Here is a 26,988-nt window from a genome sequence, read left to right as displayed (position 1 = left end):
GTGAATAAGGTTAACTCAACTTATCCAGCAAACGCACGATAATCGCAACAGCCTCCGCGCGCGAAGCTGCATCTGCAGGAGCGAATTTACCGTCTTCCTTGCCTGACACGATTCCAGCCACAGCAAACGCATCAATCGCATCTGCTGCCCAGCTAGATTCAATATCAGAGAACGGGGATGACTCTGCCGGCACATAATTCGTTAAACGAGCAAGAATTGCTACCATTTCCGCACGAGTAATTTGCTGATTAGGACGGAATGTGCCATCACTATATCCCGCAAGGATGCCCTGCTCCTTCAATGCTGCAATCTCTTTCGCTGCCCAATGCTCTTGTGTATCTAAGAATACCGCATTGCTTGTGGGTGTCAGTCCAAAAGCTTTAGCTACCATTGTTGCAAACTCTGCTCTAGTAACACTGGCATCTGGTCTAAATGTACCATCCGTAAAGCCTAGCACGAAGCCCATACGAGCTGCCCGCTCAATTACTGTAGCGCTCCAAGATGATCGAGACACGTCATTGAAGCTTACGGCAGGAGCATTTTGCCCACGTTCAACCATTGCTCGAACAAAAGCCTGATCAACTTTATCATTGAACACAGGGCGTGCTGGCGTTGGTTCAGCTGGCGCTGCTGCTTCTGGTTTCGATGGTTCTGGCTTTGTTGCTTCTGGCTTTGTTGTTTCTGGCTGGGTTGGTTCTGTTGGTTCCGTTGGAGCAACAGGTTCTGTTGGCTGTGACGTGTTGCCACTTCCCGAGCTGTCTGTATTGCCGCCACTTGTGTTAGCTATGACCGCTACCTCTGCCGTTTCGATCCTGCCCTCAAATGTTACTGTAATCGTTACTCTGCCTGCTGACACTGCTGTCACTACGCCAGCCTCGCTTACCGTTGCCACTTCCTCGTTGCTTGTGGTGTAGCTTGCGGTTGCAGTGACATCTGCTTGCGTATCATCTGAATAGTTTGCTGTGACTGTCAGTGTTTGTGTCTTTCCAGCCTTTAACAATACTGACTCTGGAGTTACAGTTAAACCTTCCAATGTTATCGGCTCTGGCTCGGGTTCTGGCTCCAGTACTAACGCTACCGTCACTCCTACCTTCGCACTCTCGCCCTCATACGTTGCCGTAATCACCGATATGCCTGTTGATAAGGCTGTCACTACGCCAGCTTCATTGACCGTCGCCACGGCCTCATTGCTCGTGCTGTAGCTTGCTGTTGGCGTTACATCTGCTTGTGTTTCATCTGAGTAGTTCGCTGTGACGTTCAACGCTTGCGTCTCGCCAACCTCTAACGAAACTGACTCTGGTGTGATCGTCAAATTTTCCAATGCTACCGATCCTGGTTCTGGCTCCAGTATTGACGTTACCGTCACTCCTACCGTTGCGCTCTCTCCCTCATACGTCGCCGTAATCACCGATATGCCTGCTGATAAGGCTGTTACTACGCCAGCTTCATTGACCGCCGCAACGGCCTCGTTGCTCGTACTATAACTTGCAGTTGGCGTTACATCTGCTTGCGTTTCGTCCGAATAGTTAGCTGTTACGCTCAACGCTTGCGTACTTCCAACCCCTAACGAAACGGAATCAGGCGCGATCGTCAAACCTTCCAATGTTACCGGTTCTGGTTCTGGCTCCAGTACTGACGTTACTGTTACATCTACCGTTTCACTCTCGCCTTCATACGTTACAGTAATCACCGCCGTACCTGTTGCTACCGCTGTGACTACGCCAGCTTCACTTACCGTCGCTACTGCCTCATTGCTCGTGCTGTAGCTTGCGATTGCAGTGACATCTGTTTGCGTTTCATCAGAGTAGTTCGCTGTAACGCTCAGCGCTTGCGTATCGCCCACCTTTAACGAAACGGTCTCTGGCGCGATCGTCAAATTCTCCAATGCTACCGGCTCTGACTTGTGCAAACGCAGCTCCGCCATATTGCCATACCATGCACCGGAGTTATATATCCGAATGTAACGATACGGTGCACTCTCGCTGATAGAAAGTGTTTGCCATTCCATTGTAGATGCTGCTGGAGCCGTTAAATTGGTCCACGTCGTATTATCGTTGGAACCTTGGACTACCGTTCCTTTTATTCTCGTATAATACTGATCCTGTCTGGCAAGCAATTCAACATTGGATAGTTGAACAGCATTGCCTTCTTTGAAGTCAAAAATGATATAGCTGCCACTCCCTGAACTGCTGCCTGCACGGAAATCCGAATTCGTGCTTGCATTACTATCAAACAAATTGTTTACTTGCTTCAGTGTGTCCGCTGCTGTTCTGCCTGTAGTAGAATCGATTAAGTCACTAATGCTTGTCACATTCTCAATGACATTCGCCTCGTCTACAAGGATCAACGAAGAGAAATCCGATGTAGAAGTAATCGGAAAGCCGTCGCTTCCATCCTGCTGCTTATAGTTGATGGTGAAATTCACCAGCCCTGCTGACACTCCTTGCTCCATAACAGCAGTTGCTGTATAGTTCACACCATCCTCCGTACTGACTACAGCTTCCTGCCCTTGAATCATAGCTTGAACATCGCTGATTGCTTCTTTCGCTTTAATCGACAATTTAACGGTATCCCCCGAAACAATTCTGTTTCGTATGCCTTGCTCCGAGCTAATCGATACCGTTTCAAGCTTGCTCACAGATGTAACAGAACCATAAAGCTTAACTTCAGCCATATTACCGAACCAAGCGCTGGAATTGTATAAACGAATATATCTGTAGGAGCCTGGATCCGTAATCTTCAATTGCTGCCACTCCTCCATGGAGGATGCTGGGCTGCTAATTGTCGTCCATGTCGCGTTATCGTTAGAGCCTTGCACTACCGTACCACGTATTCTCGTATAGTACTGATCCTGTCTGGCAAGCAGATCTATGCTGCTAAGCTCAACCACATTCCCTTCTTTAAAATCGAAAGTAATATAACCTCCCGCTCCACCGCCATTAAAGCGATAATCAGAGAAGGTGGTAATGTCGTTGTCAAATAAGTAGCCTGTCTGCTTCAAAGTGTCCGCTGCGGATCTGCCCGTGGTAGAGTCGATAAGACTAGCAATTTCCAGTACATCACCGATCAGATCCGACTCGTCAGCAAGAAACAGCTTGGAGCCATCGGTAGTAAAATATGCCGTATCTCCGGCTGCTCCATCATGGGTCAAGTAATCGATCGAGAATGTAATCGTCCCAGTTGTCGCCTCATCTCCCATTGTTGCAACGGCGGTAAAGTTGATATTATCCTCAGTCTGAGTATCTACTTCCTGCCCCTGGATCATGACTCGAACATCACTGATTTCTTCTTTCGCTTCAAACGTTAGCTTGACGTTATCGCCTTTTACAATTCTTCCTTTAACACCCTGCTCAGAGCTAATTGCTACAGATGCTAATTGATTATTCGTCTCATGACGCAGCCCGAAAATTCTAAACTCGCTTAATTCCAGCATATTGGAAACCTTGCCGTGCAAAACATCTGGCTGCGGATCAATCATCTGGATTTTGAACATACGAAATTGAGAATTTTGATATTCCTCTGCCACCTCGATCATCGACATTTCACTAGTAAATGCCGTTTGTCCTGGTGTAATTCTTGTCCAGTTAACTCCGTCATTGGAGGCATAAACCGTTGTACCAGCCATTCGATCATCAAAATTCATTCTGCCTTCAAAACCGAAAGCCTCTGCTGTAACCTTATAATCGGGGCCAAAGTCTACAATATGATAAAGATCCGGCGCCAACGAGTAGACAGGAAACGAATTATCATTGTCATCCACAAGAAGAGAGATGGAGTCTCCAAAGGTAGAGGTGACAATATTGCTATAATCCATGCTGCCATCCTTCAACAGCGGAGTAAGCCATTGAAGATTTTCGGCCGCTGCCTTCAAGGACTTCAACTGCTCTACAAATTGTTCATCATTAGCAGTCTCCAGCAGATTTTCCGTCTCAGATAATACCTCATTAAAATAGTTGAGTGATGCTGTCTCATAAAGCATATTCGGATCATACAGAGAACGGATCGCTTCGACTGCTGCGGCTCGATCAACAGCTACCGTTATCGTTACATTCTTGGTCTCTATGGTAGTGCCATCAAATGCTTCTACTACAAAAGAATAGTTCCCTGATTGCAGTGGCTGCCACAAAAATTCTCCAGTATTCGCATTTAATGAAGCTCCGTTCGGAAGATCAGCCATGTTATACGTCAAAACATCCGATGAACCGGAATCGGTCGCTGAGAAGTCCAGCTGCAATGGTGCACCAACAAATACATTGACTTCTAAATCCGACTTTCCAGTATTAAAAATGGGCGGAGTCAGCTGTTCCCCTGCCTTGACATTGAAGTGATCAATTCCCACTGTCGTGCCTTCGCCTTTTACATTCATGTAAACCAAGCTGAAATCTCCATGCAGTTGACCGTATGAAACATGGCTGATTCCCATATCAAAGGTCATATATCTCCACTCATTTTGTGTATCTGGCAAGGTTAACGTATGATACGGCTCAGCATTGAAGCCAGTGCTCAGCTCCAATACAGCCGGACCATTGCTTCGGAACTTCACCCCGACAAGGCTTGAAGTGCTGCGATTTCCAAAAGCAAGATTATGAACCGCAATTTTGCTTCCCTCAGATGTGGGATTGAACTCCACATACGAAACTCCTTCATCCTGCGCAACCAAGGTGTTCTGATCAAAAGCGGTATACCGTTCTTCAAGCTCTACAAATGCTGCATTTTGCTCTTTAGGAAGATATTGTGTTCCTTCCACCTCGGCTTCCTGCGGAATATAAAGCCAAAAATCCCCGCCGCCATCCACGCTTTCCCAAGCCTGTGTAAAGTTGCCTTGATAGTAATAATTGGATGGATTCCGCTTCACAAATGCTTCATAAAAATACGGCGCCTCTTCCGCCACATCCATATTCCTGACATATTTGTAGTAGTAATACATATCCCAAAACAGAGCCGTATTTGTTCTGCCCTTATATAAGTCGGAAATTTTATAATAGATGCCTTTAACTTCTACATCGGGAAAAATCGAATGTGCCACAGGTGTCCACGGCGTATCATACCCTAGCATAAACTGCCAAAAATAATTGGCAGCCTTCAGCACGCGATCATCCAAAAATTCATAGTAACCTACGGCATGATCTTCTCCGGATACTGTACCTTCTATCGGATCTACTTTAGTTCCCTGAGCATAAAACATTCGTGCCAAAATCGCTGCGTTGGTTAAATCACCTGCACCATGAGCCTGATCTCGTCCCATCTCCACATGTTGAACTCTTGGAGGATCCAATGCTTCTCCAGTTGCCTCATTCGTTTCAACCAAGCGGAATAAACGCTTAATCGAGCCGTTGAAGCCTTGGTTAAGCGCCGTTTTATTAACAGTCGCCCATTCAACAGCTTCATCGTATCTTTCTCTATTGTCTGTAAAGATATAGCCTGCCATTGCACCAAGAAGCGGATAAAGATGCTGATTCATAAAATGGTTGTTATCGTGCTGAAAGGTTTCTATCACCGGGTTAATTAGATTATTGGTAAAATTGGCGGTATCCTCCTCTGTCCATGCCAGTGACTTATCCTGGAAGCTGGTATATCTTAAAATTTCCGCTGCGGTAACCATCCGATTCAGCGGAATACCGGTATGGATATGAGCATCATTAAAATACTCATATTGGTCAGGATCCATCTGAGACCAAATACGAATAATGTCCATTGCATTTTTACGGTAAACTTCTTCACCGGTAACAACATACATTAACGTTTGCGTATACGCCTTTAATCCATCCTGAATAAACCTTGAATTGAAGCCTTGGCTATTAAAGGCGTATGATGCCGGCTTCGTAGGGTCGCTAGAGCTGGCATTGCTTGAAGTCACCGTCTTCGAAGCCGCGGAAGATACCGTCATAGCTTGATAATAAGAGTACCACGGCTCCTTCTTCGCTAATACCTGCGTTCTCATGTTCTCAAGTATAGATTTAGTTGCACCAATGCCAGGATGAATAAAGCCATTGCTCTCACTTTCAAAAATTTCAACCTGATAATCACTACCAGGCGAAGCCGAAACAGATACCGGCTGTATTGTAATGCAAGAAGCAAGCATTAGTGAGGCAAGAGAAACCGATAGAAAGCGCTTCCAAATCATGTTAAAATTAATCGTTCTTTTCATGCTGCACCTCCATAAAACTATAAATATTCCTCCACAATAAATCTCTCAAAAATCCAGACCTTCTCTCTTCATTTCCTTCGAGCTTTTCGTTGCATGCTAACCTTGAATTGGCCTCCTCCCTAAATATTTTCAGCATAGCTTCCAATTCTCCGTTCAAGCTCTCAGCGTCAATCATTTGTTTTTACTCGTTCTAAGATTAACATCGCCTTATCTGATGATGAATGAAGTTTTTAAAGACTTTTATGCAGGTTATTTAAGTTGCTTGGCAAGAACAAGGTTCTATCCTTGTGCAATTAAAACTTTTTACAGCACAAAAAAAGGCAGCAGCTTATACAGCGCCATTTCATGGCTACGTTCTGCAAAAATACCGGCATGACGCCGCAGCAATTCCGTAAAATGCATTCATAACAAGACATGAAAGACACAATCTAAAAAAGAAGGGACGGCATCCCTTCCATCATGAACCTTTTCATGATAAGGATACCGTCCCTCCCGTATATCAAATCTCACATAGACTAACTAAACTATTCTAGAATTTCACCATTGCTCTCAATCACTTTTTTATACCAGTAGAATGAATCTTTCCGATACCGCGTCAAGCTGCCCTTGCCTTCATCGTCCTGATCCACGTAAATAAAGCCGTAACGTTTGCTCATCTCTGAGGTCGAGCAGCTTATAATATCGATGGGCCCCCACGTCGTATAGCCGATAAGATCCACTCCGTCCTGAATCGCTTCCTTCATTTGTGCGATATGCTTTTGCAAATAGTCAATCCGGTAATCATCGTGCACACGACCGTCTTCTTCTAATACATCAATCGCCCCAAGACCGTTCTCAACGATAAAGAGAGGCACGTGGTAACGGTCATACAGACGATTTAAGGCAATGCGAAGGCCCGTCGGATCGATTGGCCAACCCCATTCGCTTAATTCCAGATGAGGATTTTTCAACTGGCTGACGAGACAACCCGAGTTGTCTTTATTCGTTGGATCATATTTGCCGAGATAAGTCATGTAATAGCTGAAAGCAATGAAATCAACCGTGTTGTTTTTCAGAATAGCGTCATCCCCAGGCTCTTTGTGAATAACGATATCATTCTCGGCAAAATATCTTTCCATATAGAATGGATATTCTCCCCGAACCTGAACCTCAGGATAGAACAAGTTCATTTGATCCTCCCTTAGTGTCTGCAACACGTCTTCCGGCTTGCAAGTCGCGGCGTATGTCTCCAAGCGGCAGATCATACAGCCGATTTTGGCATTCGGCATTTTTTCGCGACCACTCTTCACGGCTAACGCGCTGGCGACAAACTGATGGTGTGTAGCCTGGTAGGCAGCCTGCTCCTTGCTGCTTTTTATTTTATCTTCTAATATCCCGCCACCTGTATACAGGCTGGTCAGCATCATATTCATCTCATTAAAGGTAATCCAGTATTTCACCTTGTCCTTGTATCTGTCAAACAAGGTGTTGGCAAATTTCAAATACAAATCAATCAGTTCCCGGCTTTCCCAGCCGTTATATTTCTCCGTCAAAGCCAGCGGCATTTCATAATGCGAAATCGTAACTAACGGTTCAATATTGTACTTGCGCAGCTCGTCAAACACTTTATCGTAAAAGGCCAAACCTGCTTCGTTCGGCTCGCTCTCTTCGCCCGTCGGGAAAATTCTCGGCCATGCAATCGATAATCTGAATACATTAAAACCCATTTCTGCGAATAAGGCGATATCCTCTTTATAGCGATGATAGAAATCGATGCCTTGTCTTTTTGGAAAATAAACCTGGCAGTCCTCGCCCAAATACTCTTCTAATTGCTTGGAATCCACATCGAACGTAAAGTCGGCACCGTCTCGCTCCTCCTTAGGAACAAAGGGGGCCATATCCGAGGTGGATAATCCTTTACCATCTAAGTTATAAGCTCCTTCAAGCTGATTCGCGGCTGTTGCGCCGCCCCACATGAAATTCTCCGGGAAACCTTTAGCTTTGTTCAACATAATTACTCTGTCTCCTTCCAAATTATAAGTTCTATTCATCTCAGTCGTATGATTATTTAACAGCGATCAGCAATAAATCATTCATTTTAACCACCCCCTTAACATTCACGGGAACAACGTCCAGGAAATCAGGGGTATTTGTTACGATCAAAGGCGAAGCCAGATTAATCCCTTCTCCTTCAATAGCCGCTTGATCAAATTCAATTAATATATCGCCTTGCTTTACGACTTGATTTTCAGCTACCTTCACATCGAAATGTCGGCCCTTTAACGACACGGTTTCCAGCCCCAGGTGAATAAGCATTTCTACACCTTCATGCGACCTGATCATCATGGCATGCTTGGTCTTCCCTACCATAGCGACGATGCCGTCGAAGGGAGCTGCCACCTTGCCCTCGGTCGGTCTGATAGCAATTCCCTTGCCCGCCAGCTCTTCCGAGAAGGTCTTGTCCGGCAAAGCTGAAAGCGGAATAATCTCGCCAGTTAACGGACTATAAACCTCATACTGAATTCCTCTGGCCTGCTGGTCTGCTGATATTTCCTTCATGGGTGTTTTCGCTTGTTCTTCTTTCACTGTTTCCGCCACTGTTTTTGGAATCATTTCCGTTCCCTGAGTACTCTCCAAATCATCGAATCCAAGGAAAAGGGACACCACAAAGGAAATTACGAAGCTCAAAGCGATCCCAATCAGCGCATAAACGAGATTCGTCGTACCTCCAGCAGGATCAATATAAAGCGGCAATGAGATCAGTCCCGGAACTGCAAAACCGAAGCACTTCAGGCCAACCGCGGTAATAAAGCCTCCTCCAACCGCACCACCGATCAACGAGGCATAAAAAGGCTTCTTCAATTTCAAGCTTACGCCGTATAAAGCAGGCTCTGTGATGCCTAATAAGGCGGAAATTCCGCTGGAAAGAGCGATTGATTTAAGTTCCTTATTTTTTGTCCGGAAAAAGACAGCGAAGACTGCACCGGCTTGCCCAACATTCGTCACCAGACTGATTGGCAAAAGCAGAACATCATACCCTAATTTCCCCAAGCTTTGCAGAGTACCCGGGAAGAAGGCGTAGTGCATGCCCGTCATGACAATGAGCGGCATGAGCGCCCCGAGAACAATACCGGCGAGCGGACCCGAGTGTGCAAACAGCCAGGAAATCCCTTGCTCCAAATAAACTCCGGCATAATTGCCTAGCGGCCCGATAAATATGAGTACTAACGGAACTGTTATCATTAGGACAAGCATCGGCGTAAAAATGATTTTAAGAACATTCGGAATGAAACGGTCTACCCAGCGATAAATAAAGCTCATCAACCAGACGCCAAGAATAATAGGAATCACTGACTCGCTATAGGCCACGATGGAGACTGGCAATGACAAGAAATGAATCGGATCTAATTGACCTGCATGGTATGCGTCCAAAATGGTTGGATACAGCATTGCTCCCGCCAGGGACATCGCTAAAAATTCATTTACCTTGAACTTCCTAGCAGACGAAACCGCGAGCAGGAAGGGCAGAAAATAGAAGGCCGCGTTACCGACGATATTAAGAATGCTATACTCGCCGCTTTCCGCCGATAGCCATCCCAGAGTGACGAACAGGGCTAGAAAGCCTTTAAGCATCCCTGCCCCGATAATGGCGGGCAGTACAGGGGTAAATATGCCGGAAATTGTATCTAAAATAACGTTAATCACATTTTGGCGTTCTTGCCTTTTCGACTGTTGTTGCTCTGGGAGACTGGATCGGTTTCCCAACAACGAATCTACTTCAGCAAACACGGCGGCAACATTGTTCCCAATGACGACCTGGAATTGACCATTCTGAAACTGGACTCCCAGCACTCCCTTTAACTTCGCGATTTCTTTGGAATTTGCTTTGTCCTCGGCCTTCAAATTGAAACGCAGCCGGGTTACGCAGTGCCAGGCTTGTACGATATTTGCTTCACCGCCGGATAGTCTGATGATCTCTTTGGCCAGCTCATGATTGTTCATCATTTTTGCTCCTTACTATGCATTTGGATTTGTTAGTTCTCATTAAAAATGTCCATAAAAAAACCCAAAAGAACCCCTGATTGAACGGCAAATGTACAATCAGCGAACTTTTGGGTGGTGCCTGATCGAATCAGTAACACTCCTCGTAAAAGAATATTCAATTTTCATCAGCGCGGGCAGTTACCCGCTCAATGTGAAGCATCAGGTAAACCATTTCATCGTTTGTGACGTTCCAGCCATAGTTATCGCCTAAAAATTGATTAATCTTTTGAACACATTCAAAGCTTCTTGGATATCTTTGCGATAGAATGTCATACAGAAAATTTTCTTCTTTGATCACAATGCTTTCCTTATTAATTTGCCTTACGATAAAATAGCGAAGATGCGTGATAAATCTGGAATAATTCAACGATTCGTCATCCAACTCCAAATGGAAGTGGGATTTTACGATCTCAAGAATCGTGCTGATCATTTTCGTAATTTGCAGTGTCTCATTCATTTCCCCATTATCAAACTGCGCATTCACAAAATGCAAAGCGATAAATGATGCTTCCGAGCCGGGCAGCTGGATACCAAGCTCGTCCTTTATAATCGAAAGAGCATGTTGACCGATTTGATATTCTTTCGGATACAGATGCCTGATCTCCCATTGCAAAGGGTTGTTGATTTCAATACCGCTTCGCGTCCTTTCTACCGCAAAGTTCAAATGGTCGGACAGCGTCAGAAGAATGGAATCATTTAGCGTTTTTCCTAGCAAGGACTTTCCTTGCTTAATAATTTGATCGGTTACATCCACAATCTTTAGAGGTATTTCATTGAAAAATTGATCAAGTCGGCTGTATTTATCATTTTTTCCGAATTTGAAAATTTTCTGGATGCCTCTCTCATCTATATTCTGACCCTTTACCTTTTTAAATCCAATTCCAGTTCCTACAACAATAACTTCATTTCCATTGTCATCCACAGCCATGGCGATGTTATTATTCAGGGACTTCATAAATTTCATGCCAACCCCCCCTTCTTCTTATTCTGTCCTAAGAAACAAAAAAACCACCAATATCAGTAAATGCACAGAGAATACACTCCTCTTACATTTAAGGATCTTGGTGGTGCCTGATCGAATCAGTGACACTCCTTATTACTTGTATGATTCCATAGTAATACCTTTTGTAACCGTTGTCAACAGGTTTATCCTTATAGGTTAGGAAGGCCGGAACGGTTGTATAGTCTTAGTTCCGTAGTTGAATAAAGTACGTCTCGCCCGACTCGGCCCAGAAGCGTTCCCCTGTACTGACGATGGTTCCATCAAGAGCTTGAATGCTTAACGGCTCCGCATATTGAACTGAGCACCACCCTGTCAAGCTGGAGGTCAGGGCAGCTGATTTCAGACGGCCGTTCTCCCAAGCTGCGCTAGCCGTGAAGCCGCCCCTTGCTTTCAGGCCGCTGAAGCGGCCGCTCGGCCAGGCTTCCGGCAGTGCGGGCAGCAGCTCAATCGTCCCCTCGTGGCTCTGGAGCAGCATTTCGGCGATTCCGGCTGTCCCCCCAAAATTGCCGTCAATTTGAAACGGCGGATGATCGTCGAATAAATTCGGATACGTCGAGCGGGATAATAAGGTATTTACAAAACGATGCGCCATACTACCGTCTTTCAGCCGCGCATACAGGTTGATCAGCCAGGCGCAGCTCCAGCCGGTATGTCCGCCGCCTTGCGCAATTCGGCTCTCCAGCGATTTTCTGGCCGCTTCGGCGAATTCAGGCGTACGGGCTGGCGTAATGGCATTTCCAGGATAGAGGCCGTACAAATGCGATACATGACGATGCCCCGGCTCGGCTTCCGGGTAATCCTTGCTCCATTCCCGCAATCGTCCGTCCGGCCCGATCTCCGGCTTGGCCATACGCTCTGAAGCCTCCACAAGCCTGCTGGCAAATTCTCCATCGATTCCAAGAAGCTCTGCCGCCTGCATACAATGATCAAACAACTCCCGGATGAGATAGAGATCCATCGTGGAAGCGGCGGATATGCTGCAGGGCTCCCCATCTTTAGTCAGAAATTTATTCTCCGGCGAAGTGGACGGCGCGGTGACAAGCTTGCCATCAGGCCCCGGTACGAGCCAATCGAGACAAAATTCCGCCGCCCCTTTCATTAACGGGTATGCGGTCTCTGCTAAAAAACGCTGATCCAGGTTAAAGGCATAATGCTCCCACAAATGACGGCATAGCCATACCCCACCCAGCGGCCAGAACGCCCAGCTCGGCTCTCCGTCAGACGGCGTGGCCGCTCTCCATAGATCCACGTTATGATGCGCAGCCCAGCCCCGGCAGCCGTAATGAATCCACGCTGTCCGCGCTCCCGTCTCGCTCAAGTCCTGGATCAGGTCGAACAATGGCTCATGCAGCTCGCTTAAATTACAGATTTCCGCCGGCCAATAATTCATTTCGGTATTTATGTTCGTCGTATAGTCGCTATTCCAAGGCGGCTGCATATGCGGATTCCATATTCCTTGCAAGTGAGCTGGCTGCGTGCCGGGCCTGGAGCTGGCCATTAACAAATAGCGTCCATATTGAAAATAGAGCGCCTCCAGCATCGGATCGGGGGTGCCGGTCTGATAAGCCTTCAGCCGTTCGTCTGTCGGCAGTGTGCTGTTATCTGTGAATTGTCCCGAGTCCAATTCGAGCTCTACTCGGCGGAACAATCTGCGATGATCCTCAACATGACGGCTAAGCAGTTCCCCATATCCTTGCTTAAGAGAAGCTTCCAATGACTGCCTGCATTTCTCGGCAATGCTTATCCCTGCGTCCGTTCCCGGCATAACACGATAACCGGCAAAGTCGGTAGCCGCCGTGAGCAGCAGCGTTACTGAGCTAGCCCCGGTTACCTCCAACTGCTGGCTATCTCGCAATATCACAGTTCCCCCGTCATGCAGCACGCGCAAATGCACTTCATAAGACAAACCCAGCCCTTCTTCATAAAGCACAGACTGAGGGTGGTCACCCATGTAATTGTCGGCAATATGACTCGGGGCCTGGCCGCACATAATAAGCCCGTCTCCTTCGTCGCCCCCGTTAACGCTGTGGCGCAGCGGAGAATCTAGAGCGATGCCAAGCCGGATCGCCTTCTGCTCCTCTGCCTCCAAATGAACGACCAGTACCTGATCGATTGCGCTGACAAATACCTTTCTCGTAAACCTGACATCGTCGGCACGATACGTCGCCATCGCCATACCCGTGTCCAAGTCCAGCTCTCTATAGTGTTCCGTGACTTGACTAACGCCTAGATGCTCTAATTTCAAATTGCCGAGCGGCTGGTACGATTCCGTACGCTTGCCCAGCATTTTGGCCTCGATCAGCCTTTCCGCTTCCTTATATTCTTCTGCAAATATCAGCTCACGCGCCCGCTTCAAATGACGAAGCGCATCATAGTTGTGCTGATCACGCGGAAATCCCGACCATAGCGTATCTTCATTGAGCGCAATCCATTCACTGCGATTTCCTCCGAATACCATGCCGCCGAGCCTTCCATTCCCCACGGGCAGAGCTTCTTCCCAGCAGGAGGCCGGCTGATTGTACCATAGCTTTGTTCCCTCGCGGTCAGTACGGTGCTCTCTGCTCATTTTCTCCCCTCCGTTTGCAATAACTTAGTAGAAAAGGCCCGAGCATTTACGGGCCTTTTCATTTCAAGCTATACAATTTTCTTTAATTTAATCAGCTAAACCTAAGCTAAACTATTTAATATCCTTGCCTGTGAACAGAGCCACTCTTGCTTTAACGAGCTCGGTGTACTCGGCTTCCATTTTTTCCGCACCGGCTTTATCAAGCTCAGCAAGGAAATCATCATAGATTTTGTCGAAGTTTTCGCGTTTTGCCAGAACGGCTTCTGGAATCCGCTTACGAATGATATCTTGTGTTTTCTTGAAGATGATTTGATAATCACCATCTGTAGGAACAGGCATGTTGTACAGCGCGCCCCACTCTTTCGCTTCAAAATCGCTTTCTTGCGGGAACAAGTCTTTCCAAGTGGTAGCACCGTAAGCAGCTAACGATTCTTTTTCAGCATCAGAATACAGTTCTACAATTTGTTCTGGGAAGTTAATCGTATAATAATTTCCTGTAGAATCTTTAACTCCATCACCATAACGCGCACTCATTACGATATATAATCCGCCTGGATTGCCAAGACCTGTTTCCTTGGTGAAGTTGGCTGTATCATTCATTCTTCTTTCCGTAATCTCGGCTGGAATGATACGTTTCCCACTTTCGTCCACCGTGTAATGCTTCCCTTCGATCCCCCAGTTTCTGAGGATTTGGCCTTCATCGGAAGCGAGCCAGTCGAGGAATTTGATCGCCCGAACCGGATCCTTACATGCCGTTGTAATCGCGATACCATAACCGTCTACCCCGGAAGGTTGGAACGTATGGTCAACATATTCTTCACTCAGTGTAACAGGGAAGTGAGCGTAAGAATATTCATTTTTGCCGGAAGTTTTCAAGGCATTTTCCGCATCCATATAGCCCCACTCCTGGTCAATCAAGCCAAGCACGCGGCCGCTGGCAATTTTTGCCTTGTATTGGTCTTCCTTCTGAACAAAAGTATCCTTATCTAGCAGGCCTTCATTGTACATATGGTTCAGCCAACGGAAATATTCTTTCTCTTCAGGACGTTTGTAATGAAGCTTGGCTTCATAGGTTTCTGGATCGACATAGTATTCACCGTCATCTGGAGCGCCCGTGGCTTGGAAAGCTGGATTAGTGACCGTAATCATGATTCTCCAGTCATCTGCACTCAAGGTTAGCGGAATTGTTGGCTGCCCGTCAGTGGTCGGATGCTTCGCATAATATTCTTTTAATACGTTTTCATAATCTTGCAGGGTGCGAACCTTTGGATAACCAAGTTCCTTCAACACGCGGTGCTGGATCTCAAAACCGCCGGTTGCATCGAAGTATTGGTTATCGACCCCCATATTCGTAACGATGGAATAGATGGAAGGGTCTTCATTGCTGTATTTTAAACGGTTCATATTGTCGCCGAAAATCTTTTTGATATTCGGAGCATGCTCTTCAATCAGCGGAGCCAAATCAATAATGAGTTCTGCATCGACCAGCTTGGACAGCTCGCCTTTGGCAAAAATCAAATCCGGAACATCGCCGCTCGCAGCCATCAGGGCAATCTTGCTCTCGCCGCCGCCAGCGCCTACATCAAATTCCGCATCCAAGGTAACCCCGGTTTTCTCGGTAATGGCTTTACCCACTTCATCCTGCATGTTGTTCCAGTTCGGGCTGGCGTCCGCACCGAAGAACGTAAAGGTGATTGGATCTGTTCCCGCTTCACTGCTTTGGTTCGAATTGCCCGTGTTTGCGTTCCCTGCATTTTTGTTATCGCCGCCGGAGCCTCCGCAGGCGCTCAGCAGCATCGTGCTTGCCAGTAGAAGAGCGGCAATTGTCTTAGGAGCTTTCCACTTCATTTTTTCTTTCCCCCTCATATCATAATTACAACTATATTCGTATAACAGGCTATCCCTGCGTATACCAAGGCTATGGCTTGACTATCAGCAAGCCGGATGATAGACAATCCAACTTATAAATGTGGATGATGAATCAAGGTAAGTGCTTACAATTCTAAATTTTAGAAACGTTATTGGCTTATACTTTATAGTTCAGTTCCGCCACTGCTTAACTTATGACGGAACTGAACTTCAAAATGGATAAACCCTTGTAACCATTACGCCTTGACGGCCCCGAGCGTCATCCCTGTAACGAAATAACGCTGCAGGAACGGATATACGAACAGGATAGGCAGAGTTACGACAATCGTGATCGCCATCTTGATCGATTCCGGCGATACCTGGGCCATCTGATTGGCCATATCATTTGCATTGGTCATGGCCGCACCCTGATTCGTGCTTGCCAGCACTTTCATCAACTCATATTGCAGCGTAGTCAGATGTGGTTTATTCCCGTTGTATAGATAAGTATCAAACCAGGAGTTCCACTGTCCCACCGCTAAAAACAATGCGATGGTCGCCAAAACCGGTTTACATAGCGGCAAAATAATTTTGTAGTAAATCTTGAAATCATTTGCCCCATCGAGGGTTGCTGATTCCTGAAGAGCGTATGGCAATCCGTCAATAAAGGAACGAATGACGAATACGTTAAATGCACTGACAACACCAGGCAGAATATAAATCCAGAACGTACCAATCAAATCGAGATGACGCATCAGCATGTACGTCGGGACAAGACCGCCGGAGAAATACATCGTCAGAGCCAAAAAGGTCGATACGAATTTCCGTGAAGCGAAATCTTGACGGCTTAATGTGAAGGCCAGCATGGATGAACTGATCAGTCCAAAGATCGTACCGATAACGGTGCGAAGAATCGTATTCTTGAAGCCTTGAATCAAGCCGGTGTAACTAAAAATCGTCTTATAGTTTTCCCAAGTAAATTCACGAGGCCAGAGATAGATGCCACCGCGAACCGTATCCGTCGAATCGTTAAGCGAAATCGCAAGCACGTTCAGGAAAGGATACAGGGTGACGATCAGAATCATGGTCATGATAATAAAGTTGAAAATATCAAAAATCTTATCCGCTTTCGTAGCGTTAAATGCTTTTGATGTCGCCATTTTGTTCCCTCCCTTTACATGATGCTTTCTTTCGTTGTTTTCTTCATAATGCCGTTCGCCGCGAGCAGCAGAATGATACTTACGACGGAGGTGAACATACTAATAGCAGTACCGTAAGAGAAGCGGCCAATGTTAATACCGTACTTCAGCGCATACAGGTCAAGAACTTCCGAATAGTCCGTTACGAGCGAGTTGCTGAGCTGGAACTGCTTCTCGAAGCCAATTCCGATCAGATGACCGATGGACATAATCAGCAATACGGAAATCGTCGTTCGAATTCCCGGCAGAGTTATATTCCACATTTGCCGGAAGCGGCCCGCCCCATCTACCCTGGCGGCCTCATACTGTTCCCCGTCTATTCCCGCGATAGCCGCCAAATAAATAATGGCGTTCCAGCCGGTCTCCTTCCACACATCGGAAACGGTTACAATTCCCCAAAACCATTTTCCCTGGGCCATAAACTGAATGGGTTCATCTATGATATGAAGTGCAAGCAAAATCTCGTTCACGATGCCTCCGTCTCTGGAGAGCATTTTGGTAATGATCCCCGCCACGACGACCCAAGAGACGAAGTGAGGCAGGTAAGAAACCGTTTGAACCGTTCTTTTGAAGTATTTTCCTCTCAGTTCATTGAGAAATATCGCAAAAGCGATCGGGATAATAAAGCCTGCAACCAATCCCATGGCGCTCATCGCCAGCGTATTTCTTAATACGAGGTAGAATCTTTCGTCCTGAAAAAGATCTACAAAGTTCTGCAGTCCGACCCATTTCTGGTCAAAAAATGACTTGGATGGTTTATAGTTCTGGAAGGCCATCGTCCAGCCCCAGATCGGTAAATAATTAAATACGAATAACCAAATTACGAATGGCACGGACATCATATAAAGGTATCTTTGCCGTACTACTGTTCGCCAAAATCCTTTCTTCCGCTTCTTCTGCGGTTCAGGGGTTGCGCTTACATTTCTAGTATCGGCTTGCGCTGAGAGCGTCTTCATTTGTCTGTCCAATCCCCCCTTCTGACTATATATCTAAGATAAACTAGAAGAAGGTTAGGTAATACCCGACAGATTTCAGAGAAAACCATATAGAAATTAGACATTCACCGGCAATAATTAGACCTGCTCTCGGTTTAGAGGGATAGAAAAGGAAAATTCTGTGCCGACGCCATATTTGCTGGAAATTTTCAAGCCGTGCTTCTCGCCAAAGGTCATTGCAAGCCTTTGCTGTACATTGCTTAATCCAATGCGATTATCGACAGCTTCTTCCGTTCCGGTTATAGACTGCCTCACCTCTTGCAGCCGTTCTGGCGTCATTCCCATTCCATCGTCCTGAATCGAAATTTCCGCATAATCACCAACGGCTTGAATCAGCAGTTTGACATGGACTCCGCCTTCCTTATTCTCTACTCCATGCACGACGGCATTCTCCACAAGCGGCTGAATAATCAGGGGCGGCATCAAAATCCCCTCCAATTGACGATCGATTATTAACTCGTAATCAAGTCGATCCTCATAGCGGAATTTTTGGATTTCCAAATAAGAGCGAACCATTTCCAGCTCTTCCTTCAACGTAATTTGATCTCGTCCAACCTCCAGATTTTTACGCATCAATTTTCCCAGAAGCCGAACGACTTTAGCGATTTCCTTCTCGCCCTTCATATGGGCGTTCATCCGAATCGACTCAAGCGCGTTAAACAGAAAATGCGGGTTAATTTGGCTGGCCAGCATCTTCAGCTTGATTTCCCTTTGGGCGATTTCCAGGGAATTGTTCTGCTCCGTCTTCTCAACGACCTGATTCATCAGCAGGTTAATACTCTCTACCATGTAATTGAACTGCCTTGACAGCTGTCCGATCTCATCATTCCCGTCGACGGAGGATACGACGGCGAGATCGCCAAGCGCCAGCCGATTGAAATGACGGCTAAGACGCAGAAGCCGGTTTGTCATCAGGAACGACACGATATAAACAAAAAGCAGAGCGATCAACAGTACAAGCAATATAAAAACAAGGCCAAATAGGCTTACTTTATTTGCATCCTTTACAATCGCATCCGTCGTGAAGACAGACACGATTTTCAAACCATTTACGCTGGATTCGGGAAGTAAATCCTCGATGACCAAATAAGACGGCTCGCCTTGTACCTCCATCTTGTGCGCTCCGTTCGCCTGCTGATGCAAATCGATTCCAAAATCGAGCTTATCTATTTTTTGTCCCACTAATTTCGGATTCTTGCCGGCGATAATATACCCTTGCTCATCGAAGATCAGTGTCTCAAACTGCTCCTGCCGCAAAATCCGGTTCAATTCCTCCTGATCCAGCACGACCATAAGCACTCCGCTTGAGCGATGCTCGGGAAAAGAAATTTGGCGAACCAAGCTTAATTTGCGAACAGGGACATCCTCTTCATCATGAATATAGAACCAGCCTATACTCTTCGTCTCCATCGCCCTCTGATACCATTCCGTAGACCGAGTAGCTTCCTCCAGCGGAATGAGCTCCATATCGTTAATAAGCGTCGGATTGTCGTAATAAAAACGAATGGCAGAAATTTCACGGTAAAGCCGGACATAATCCTTGAATTCGTTATAAGCCAAATAGGCTTTGGTTAGTTCAAATACGCTAGGATATTGCGTGGTTGCCATTCTCTCTAGCGTCTTATCGAACATGAATGTGTTAGATATGTCTGTCGGAACACGAAGCATCGTTGCCAATTGACTCTTAATTTTCTGCACATCATTCGTAGTTTGCTCAATCGCCCGTTCCATCGCTTGCTCTCGAAAATAGCCCGTTACCGCTCCCCCTACTAGCAGAACAGGAAGCATAACGACCACAATATAAGTAATCAGCAGCTTATGCTTCAATTTAAGATCATTCAATAATCGTATAGCTTTTGTCCGCAAAAAGACTCACCTCCCCCTGAAGTCTAAATGTTCACTTTACTTCTCTTTCTCTAGCATCCATCGTTTGACTAGCCCCTTCCGATATTTGTACGTATCTATTTACAAAACACACAGCTATCGCCTACTATGCCATGCTATAGCTTACTCTTCTAGCTTTTTCGGTAAAGCAGCCGTATGAAATGTTCTTGCGAAATTGTACGATTCTTCGTACAAAACTATAGTTCCAGACCGCCTTGCGCACGCATTTGGACGATTCTTCGTACAAAATTCTTGCGATGGACGTATGCAGGAGCGCCTTTGGACGACTTTTCGCTCAAAGTTCTGTGCGACGGACGTTTCGGCAGCACCTTTGGACGATTTTTCGTACAAAGTTCTTACGATGGACGTATGCAGGAGCGCCTTTGGACGATTTTTCATTCAAAATTGCTGCTGCAGCCGACAAGGTCGGAATCCTCCACTTGTATTCACCTCCGGATAATCCCTATATAACCATCCGTCGAATAGCGTGGAGGACGATGGCAATGGCCATAAGACGGATAGGAGAATAAGGTTACTGCAACCCAGATACACTCAGACTAACACACGCTCTACCACCAGCCGAAAAACTAAACGAAATCGATGCCATAAGGCGAAAAAAGCGGAAAAATATCCCCTACATTCGATAGGGGATATTTCCAGATGTCTATGGCAAGCTATGATCTAACACATTATGATCTAACTCGTTAAGTCTATTTACCATCATTCTAACAAGCAGTCTATCTCATTTATCTAACAGGCTAATCCAACTGGTTATCACTCTAACTGACAGTCCAGCTCGTTATCCAATTCAACTTATTTAAGTGTAACTTGAATTTCGGTTTTGCCGCTGAATGCACTTACTGCGATGCTGCCATCAGCGTTTAGCTGACCGCCTTGAACGGATGCGGCTTCGCCGAAGCCATGCAAGCTGATGCTGAAAGGCTTGCCTGCGCCTTCCGCAGTAATGCGGAGTGCGGAGCCTTCACGCGATACTGTGATTTCCAGCTCAGTTTCGCCCTTAACGTTGCGAACTGTACGGGAGACTTGAGCTCCATCTTCGATTTGATACAATCTGACGTCTGCATCCTGTGCGAAGTCGTAATCCGGTTTAGTATCGTTGGCGCCCAGAACCAGGATGGAGTTCGGACGTACAAAGAGCGGCAGACTGAAGAAGTCGTAGTTGTCTTTGCGCCATTTTCCACCTTCGATCGTTTCACCTGTCAAGAGATGCGTCCACTTTCCTTCTGGCAGGTAGTAGGTTACATCCCCTGCTTTGCTGAATACCGGCGCTACTAGTACGGAATCACCAAGCATGTACTGACGATCAAGCGTTTCGCTTGCTGGATCTTCTGGGAACTCCAAGAACATCGCCCGCATAGTCGGTACGCCAAGCTCCGTAGCTTCGACCGCCGTGTCGAACAAGTACGGCATCAGGCGGCATTTCAGCTTCGTAAAGAAGCGTGTTACGTCCACGGCCTCATCGTCGTAAGCCCAAGGAACCCGGTACGAGCTGCTTCCATGGAGACGGCTGTGGCTGGACAGAAGTCCGAATGCGAGCCAGCGCTTGAATACATCGACAGGCGCCGTATTTTCGAATCCGCCGATATCGTGACTCCAGAACCCAAAGCCCGATACCCCAAGCGACAATCCGCCTCTCAAGCTCTCTGCCATCGACTCATAATCCGCGTAGCAATCCCCGCCCCAGTGAACCGGGAACTTCTGTCCGCCCGCTGTAGCCGAACGGGCAAACAAGGCTGCTTCATTTTTGCCAAGCTTCTCTTCCAGCACTTCAAATACAACCTTATTGTACAGTTGAGTGTAATAGTTGTGCATTTTCACCGGATCAGATCCGTCATGGTAGACGACATCCGTTGGAATTCGCTCACCGAAGTCGGTCTTGAAGCTGTCTACGCCCATATCTACGAGATCGCGCAGATAGCCAGCGAACCATTTGCATGCATCAGGATTCGTGAAGTCAACGAGCGCCATTCCCGGCTGCCATAGGTTCCACTGCCATACATCGCCGTTAGGCTTCTTCACTAGATAGCCATGCTTCTTGCCCTCTTCAAACAAGGCGGAGCGCTGCGCAATATACGGGTTAATCCATACGCAAATTTTTAGCCCTTTCTCTTTAAGACGCTTCAGCATTCCTCCTGGATCCGGGAAGGTACGCTCGTCCCATTTGAAATCCGTCCAGTGGAATTCGCGCATCCAGAAGCAGTCGAAGTGGAAGACGTGCAGCGGCAAATCTCTCTCCGCCATACCGTCTACAAAAGAGTTAACCGTCGCTTCATCATAATTCGTCGTAAACGACGTAGTCAGCCACAGACCAAATGTCCATGCAGGCGGCAGAGACGGCTTGCCTGTCAACGCCGTATATTTGTTCAGAACCTCTTTCGGCTCAGGCCCATCGATTACGAAATATTCGAGCGATTCGCCAGGAACGCTGAATTGTACCTTCTTTACCTTCTCCGAAGCTACTTCAAAGGAAACAGCTCCCGGATCATTGACAAATACCCCATACCCTTTGTTCGTAATATAAAAAGGAATATTCTTGTAGGCTTGCTCAGAGCTTGTGCCGCCGTCCTTGTTCCAAATATCTACCACTTGGCCGTTCTTCAAGAACGAAGTGAAACGCTCTCCAAGACCATATACATATTCGCCAACCGTAAGATCCAGTTCTTCACGCATATACACCGCGCCACCGTTCTCCTCGACATGAGCCATCGATTTGAACGCACTGCCCGTAATGCGCTCGGAGCCCCGATAGAAGTCAACAGACCATTGCGGCCCCTTGTTCACTCTAACACTCAAATTACCGCTCTTCAGCTCGGCATATTCATCATTTTCACTAATTCGAACATGATCGCCATTGCCGCCAGCAAGCTCAAAATGAGGGCCGTGATCGACCGTGCCAGCAAAGTGTACTAGCTTCACGCCAATTACGCCTGGAAGCGGGGAGTGGAACTGAATGGTCAGCAGTTGACCGTTAATCGTATTGGCACGCCCTTGAATCGGCCTTGTTGAAGCATAGGCTGTCAGCTTATTATCCGCAATCGTAAAATCGTGGGCCTGCACTGCTGTAGACAGTGTAAATCCTTCACGAATCAACCAGTTGCCGTCTGTAAATTTCATCGTTAAAGAACCGCCTTTCTGATTTCGTTGTAATCTTGCAAGAAACATTCTATACTTGCATTATACTGATAAAAAATAACCCATTCTAACATAATTTAATGAGTTTATAACACAAAATTGACGAGGTGAGAAAAGTGGATCAAGCAATGCGCCGCTCTCTGAAGGAGAGCAAAATTCATGGCGATGAAAGATTGCCATTTGGCACCTATTGGTACCAATTTGGATCGGACGAGCACGTTGTGGACTGCCATTGGCACGAAGAAGCCGAGTTTTTCTACTGCCTGGAAGGAGAGACGCTATTCCAGGTGGATACGGATTATTTCGTCGTGCGGGCCGGCGAGGCCGTTTTTATCGATGGAGGCGATATTCATGCCGCGCATGCCCATGGGGATCAGGGCTGCTCCTTCTTCTCCCTCGTATTTGGAACGAATATGCTCTCCAGTGCTTATTATGACGCTGTACAGGAGAATTTAATTCTCCCGCTGCAAGAAAGAAAGGCGACGTTCCCCCGTCATATTTCCGGGAAGCATGATTACGGAAAGTCCTTATTACAGCACCTGACGGCTATGATGAACAGCTGTGAGGCGAGAACTCCCGGATATGAGGGTTCTGTCAAAGGGCATCTTTATCTCATGCTCTCGGATATGGCGAGCCGTGGCCAGCTTTGTAATCGTACGGCAAGCAACAGCAATGAATCATTCAAAATCGAGCGGCTGAAAAAGGTCATCCTATACATCCAGCAAAACTACGACCAGCAGATTCGTCTATCGGAATTAGCCGCTCTTATTCCTATGAGCGAAGGACAGCTTTGCCGTTTCTTCAAGTCGATGACCCGGCAGACTCCGATGGATTACATTAACTCCTATCGAATTCGTCAAGCCGTCGAATTGCTCAGGGAGCCTGACCGCAAAATATCCGACATCGCCCTGGAGGTCGGCTATGATAATATCAGCTACTTCATCCGGGTATTCCGGAAGGCGATGAATTGCTCGCCTTCGGAATTCCGTAAAAAATGGTTCGAGTCGATCGACGCTTAATCAAACGATGCGGAACCAGCTAAGCCGTACCTCGCCCTTCAGCTTCAAATACAGATTCCGCCGTCCAGCTGCCGCTTCAATCGGGACGGATACTGTCGTCCATGCCTGCGATCCGCCTGTCGGCAGCACCCGGCATACGGCAGCGGCAGATCCGTCGGCTTGATCCAGCACGATCTCGATATCTCCGCCTTTGATTGAACCGGATACTCTTGCTTCAAAGACCTCGGCTTTGCTTCCGAATTCGACATCATGGAACGCAATCCAGCCATCGCCTTGCGAGCAGGCGATACTCTCTCCGCCTTCCCGGCATTCATCGATGAAGACGCCCTCGTAATTATCGTAATTCACAGCCCGAACGGGGGCAGCGACCGTGCGCGGCGGGATCCGTTCCCCGGCAACCTCCAGCGAGGTATCCAGCACCATATCGCCAGCCGAACGCCCGATCAATAGTGTATACGTCCCGCTCTCAACGCAGTAGCGATCCCGTGTGACATCCCAAATCGCCAGTTCAGCGCCGCGAAGCTCGAAGGTTACCGTACTTGTCTCCCCAGCCGCTAAATGAATGCGACGGAATCCGCTTAAAGTCTTTAGCGGACGGACTACTCGGGACTGATTGGCCCGGACATATAACTGGACAACTTCATCGCCATCCATTCGCCCAGCGTTATGCACATCGACAGACACCGTTACGGCATCCTCCGCTGATACAGCAGAGGCGCTTAACCGCAAATTGCTGTATGCAAACTCGCTATAGCTTAATCCATGACCGAATGGAAACAGCACTTCACCGTCGAAATATTGATAGGTTCTTTTTCCCTTAATAATGTCGTAGTCCATGATGTCCGGCAGATCGGAGACCGATTTATACCACGTCATATTAAGCCGTCCTGCCGGATTGTAATTTCCGAACAGTACATCACCTACGGCACGTCCGAGCTCCTGGCCCGCATGCGATGTAAACACTAGGGAAGGAATATGCTCCTTTTCCCAATTGACGGCGAACGGATAGCTGCCTACAATCACCACGACCGTGTTCGGATTCGCCGCATAAACAGCCTTAATTAAAGCCTGCTGGGCAGGAGGGAGTGTAATGTCGGGGCGGTCAATCGTTTCTTTACCGTTGATAAAGGGACTATTGCCCACGAATACGATTGCGGTATCCGCAGATTTTGCCGTATTCACGGCCTCCTCAATCCCGTCTTGCACCACCTCGACATAAAATCCAGCGCTAACGGCCTGATTTTCTCCAGCGACAACCAAGCGTTTGTTCTCGTCCTCGATAATCGGCTTGCCTTCCCAGGATTTCATCACAAGCGCGCCCTTCTCGCCTTTAGCAAAGCTGAATGCCTCTTTGACGAACCAGCCCCGAGCCTCGTCTTCGGCTGCCGCAAGGCCTCCGCCCTGCTCATGATCGCGCTCGGTGACGAACTTCCCACTGCCAAACGATCTCAGCGTAAGATTATCCCAGCCCCAGTCCGTGCATACGAATATTTCTGCCCCGTCAGCATCCTTAACGTCTGCGCTCAATTCCCCGCCGTCGGGAGAAATGGATACATAGTTCCCAGTCTCCGCAGAACGAAGACGAACCCGGTTATTCCCCGTGGAGAAATGAACGTTATTGGTTCCGACCTGCTCGGCAACTCCTTGCAGCGGCGTAATTTTGTATGCCGGCGTCCCGCTGTACCAATCCGTATAAGCCTCATTGGCAAGCGGCCCAATAACCGCTACAGAACCCTTCTCCTTCGCAAGAGGCAGCAGGCCCTCGTTCTTAAGCAGCACGATGGACTCACGCGCCACCTTTAACGACAGCGCGGAATGCTCAGGCGCGCAAAGCTTCGACTCCGGAATATGGCTGTAAGGATTGCGATCATCCGGATCGAACTCTCCTAACCGGAATCGTACCCGGAAGGTATTGCGCAGCGCATGATCCAGGTCAGCTTCGCACAGAAGCCGCTGTTCCAGCGCATCGCGAAGCGCTTGGAACGAAATGTCCTGATCATCGGTAATGCTGTCGATTCCCGCTTTCACCGAGCCTGCAACCGCCTCGGCATAAGACTCCGTATAGCCGTGATCCATTACGGTTCCCAGCACGTCCCCGGCATCGCCGACGACGAAGCCGTCCATGCCCCATTCACCCTTCACGATGTCGTTAACCTCATGATTAAGATTGCAAGGCGTGCCATTGACGCCGTTATACGCGGTCATCATAGAGCCTGCCCGCCCTTCGCGGAACGGCGCTTCAAACGCTTTCAAATAATATTCACGCTTATTCCGGGGATCTATGCTGACGGAAGCGCTGCCGCGGTCAATCTCATTATTGTTGCCGTAGAAATGCTTCAAAGTAGCTACCGTTTTATAATAGAAAGGATGATCTCCCTGCATACCCTTAATCAGTTCCGTAGACAATCGTCCGGTCAAATGCGGATCTTCGCCGTAAGCCTCTTCCGTTCTGCCCCATCTAGGGTCGCGTTCCATGTCTACCGTCGGCGACCAAATCGTCAATCCGTTGATAGCCGGATCACGCTGGTAGTACACTCTTGCTTCATCCGCGATTACCGCGCCAATTTCATGCATGAGCTCGGGATTCCATGTACAGGCCAGGCCCGTATTCTGCGGAAATACAGTAGCTTCCCCAAGCCAGGCCACGCCGTGCGCGCCCTCGGTGCCATGCTTGTATTTTTTCACGCCAAGCCGGGGAATTTCCGCCTGATATTGACACATCAATTGAACTTTCTCTTCTAATGTAAATCTGGACACTAAATCATTTACTCGCTCCTCTAGCGGCAAGTCCGGATTCTGAAAAGGATACTTAACTTGTTGTCCCATGTAGAATGACCTCATTTCTGTATGAATTCAGCAATTGAAAGCGCTTTTAAACACTAGGTTATTTAGTGCTGCCTCCCCATACTGCCATCATAGCTTGCCGGAAAAAGACTTCATACACGGAAGATTAGTCATGTTTTCATATAATAATCTTAGTTCGTCATACAAAACTAGGCTTTCCGCGCTACTTGCTGAATTAGTGGGTTTAGTGGATCTAGCTATATTTTGTGGGTTGCATGGGTTACATGGGTTGCATGGGTTGCATGGGTTGCATGGGTTGCATGGGCTATGTGGGTTACATGGAATAAGTGGGTTACGCGAGTTACA

Annotated in this window: 13 protein-coding genes; 1 reads left to right on the top strand and 12 read right to left on the bottom strand. The window is 47.4% G+C overall.

Annotated elements, in window-relative coordinates:
- Positions 1–10: 10 nt before the first annotated feature.
- The 11 genes from ACE3MQ_RS06915 to yicI form a co-directional block, all read right to left on the bottom strand.
- Positions 11–6,148, bottom strand: coding sequence for an S-layer homology domain-containing protein (locus tag ACE3MQ_RS06915; RefSeq protein ID WP_379391888.1), 6,138 nt, complete (start codon positions 6,146–6,148; stop codon positions 11–13).
- A complete protein-coding gene (locus ACE3MQ_RS06910; RefSeq protein WP_379391887.1) occupies positions 6,132–6,323 on the bottom strand; it encodes a hypothetical protein in 192 nt (63 codons plus the stop codon). The genes ACE3MQ_RS06915 and ACE3MQ_RS06910 overlap by 17 nt, the downstream gene beginning before the upstream one ends.
- Positions 6,324–6,672: 349 nt before the next feature.
- Positions 6,673–8,139, bottom strand: a complete 1,467-nt coding sequence (locus ACE3MQ_RS06905; RefSeq protein ID WP_379391886.1) for a glycoside hydrolase family 1 protein — start codon at positions 8,137–8,139, stop codon at positions 6,673–6,675.
- A gap of 52 nt (positions 8,140–8,191) precedes the next feature.
- A complete protein-coding gene (locus ACE3MQ_RS06900; RefSeq protein WP_379391885.1) occupies positions 8,192–10,129 on the bottom strand; it encodes a beta-glucoside-specific PTS transporter subunit IIABC in 1,938 nt (645 codons plus the stop codon).
- 157 nt (positions 10,130–10,286) lie between these two features.
- Complete coding sequence (gene licT, locus ACE3MQ_RS06895; RefSeq protein ID WP_379391884.1) at positions 10,287–11,135, bottom strand: BglG family transcription antiterminator LicT; 849 nt, start codon at positions 11,133–11,135, stop codon at positions 10,287–10,289.
- Positions 11,136–11,358: 223 nt separating this feature from the next.
- Positions 11,359–13,740 (bottom strand): glycoside hydrolase family 95 protein, encoded by a 2,382-nt coding sequence (locus ACE3MQ_RS06890; RefSeq protein ID WP_379391883.1) that lies wholly within the window; start codon positions 13,738–13,740, stop codon positions 11,359–11,361.
- Between the two features lie 111 nt (positions 13,741–13,851).
- A complete protein-coding gene (locus ACE3MQ_RS06885) occupies positions 13,852–15,588 on the bottom strand; it encodes an ABC transporter substrate-binding protein (RefSeq protein WP_379391882.1) in 1,737 nt (578 codons plus the stop codon).
- Positions 15,589–15,845: 257 nt separating this feature from the next.
- Entirely contained in the window at positions 15,846–16,748 is a 903-nt protein-coding gene (locus tag ACE3MQ_RS06880; protein ID WP_379391881.1) for a carbohydrate ABC transporter permease, read from the bottom strand.
- A gap of 14 nt (positions 16,749–16,762) precedes the next feature.
- Complete coding sequence (locus tag ACE3MQ_RS06875; RefSeq protein WP_379392453.1) at positions 16,763–17,743, bottom strand: ABC transporter permease; 981 nt, start codon at positions 17,741–17,743, stop codon at positions 16,763–16,765.
- A 117-nt stretch (positions 17,744–17,860) separates the two neighbouring features.
- On the bottom strand, positions 17,861–19,648 hold the full coding sequence (locus ACE3MQ_RS06870; RefSeq protein WP_379391880.1) for a cache domain-containing sensor histidine kinase: 1,788 nt from the start codon (positions 19,646–19,648) through the stop codon (positions 17,861–17,863).
- A gap of 831 nt (positions 19,649–20,479) precedes the next feature.
- Positions 20,480–22,801 (bottom strand): alpha-xylosidase, encoded by a 2,322-nt coding sequence (gene yicI, locus ACE3MQ_RS06865; protein WP_379391879.1) that lies wholly within the window; start codon positions 22,799–22,801, stop codon positions 20,480–20,482.
- Between the two features lie 134 nt (positions 22,802–22,935).
- On the opposite strand from yicI, the gene ACE3MQ_RS06860 reads away from it, so the two are divergent.
- Positions 22,936–23,838 carry an AraC family transcriptional regulator gene (locus ACE3MQ_RS06860; RefSeq protein ID WP_379391878.1) on the top strand — a complete coding sequence of 301 codons (903 nt, stop codon included), beginning with the start codon at positions 22,936–22,938 and terminating at the stop codon, positions 23,836–23,838.
- On the opposite strand, the gene ACE3MQ_RS06855 is transcribed toward ACE3MQ_RS06860, so the two are convergent.
- The gene (locus ACE3MQ_RS06855) at positions 23,839–26,664 is read right to left on the bottom strand and encodes a glycoside hydrolase family 3 protein (protein ID WP_379391877.1); all 2,826 of its coding nucleotides are present in this window, start codon (positions 26,662–26,664) and stop codon (positions 23,839–23,841) included.
- Positions 26,665–26,988: the final 324 nt, after the last annotated feature.

This window comes from Paenibacillus lentus, assembly GCF_042714055.1.
Lineage (GTDB): Bacteria > Bacillota > Bacilli > Paenibacillales > Paenibacillaceae > Fontibacillus > Fontibacillus lentus_A.
This window is presented reverse-complemented; position numbering and strand designations above follow the sequence as displayed.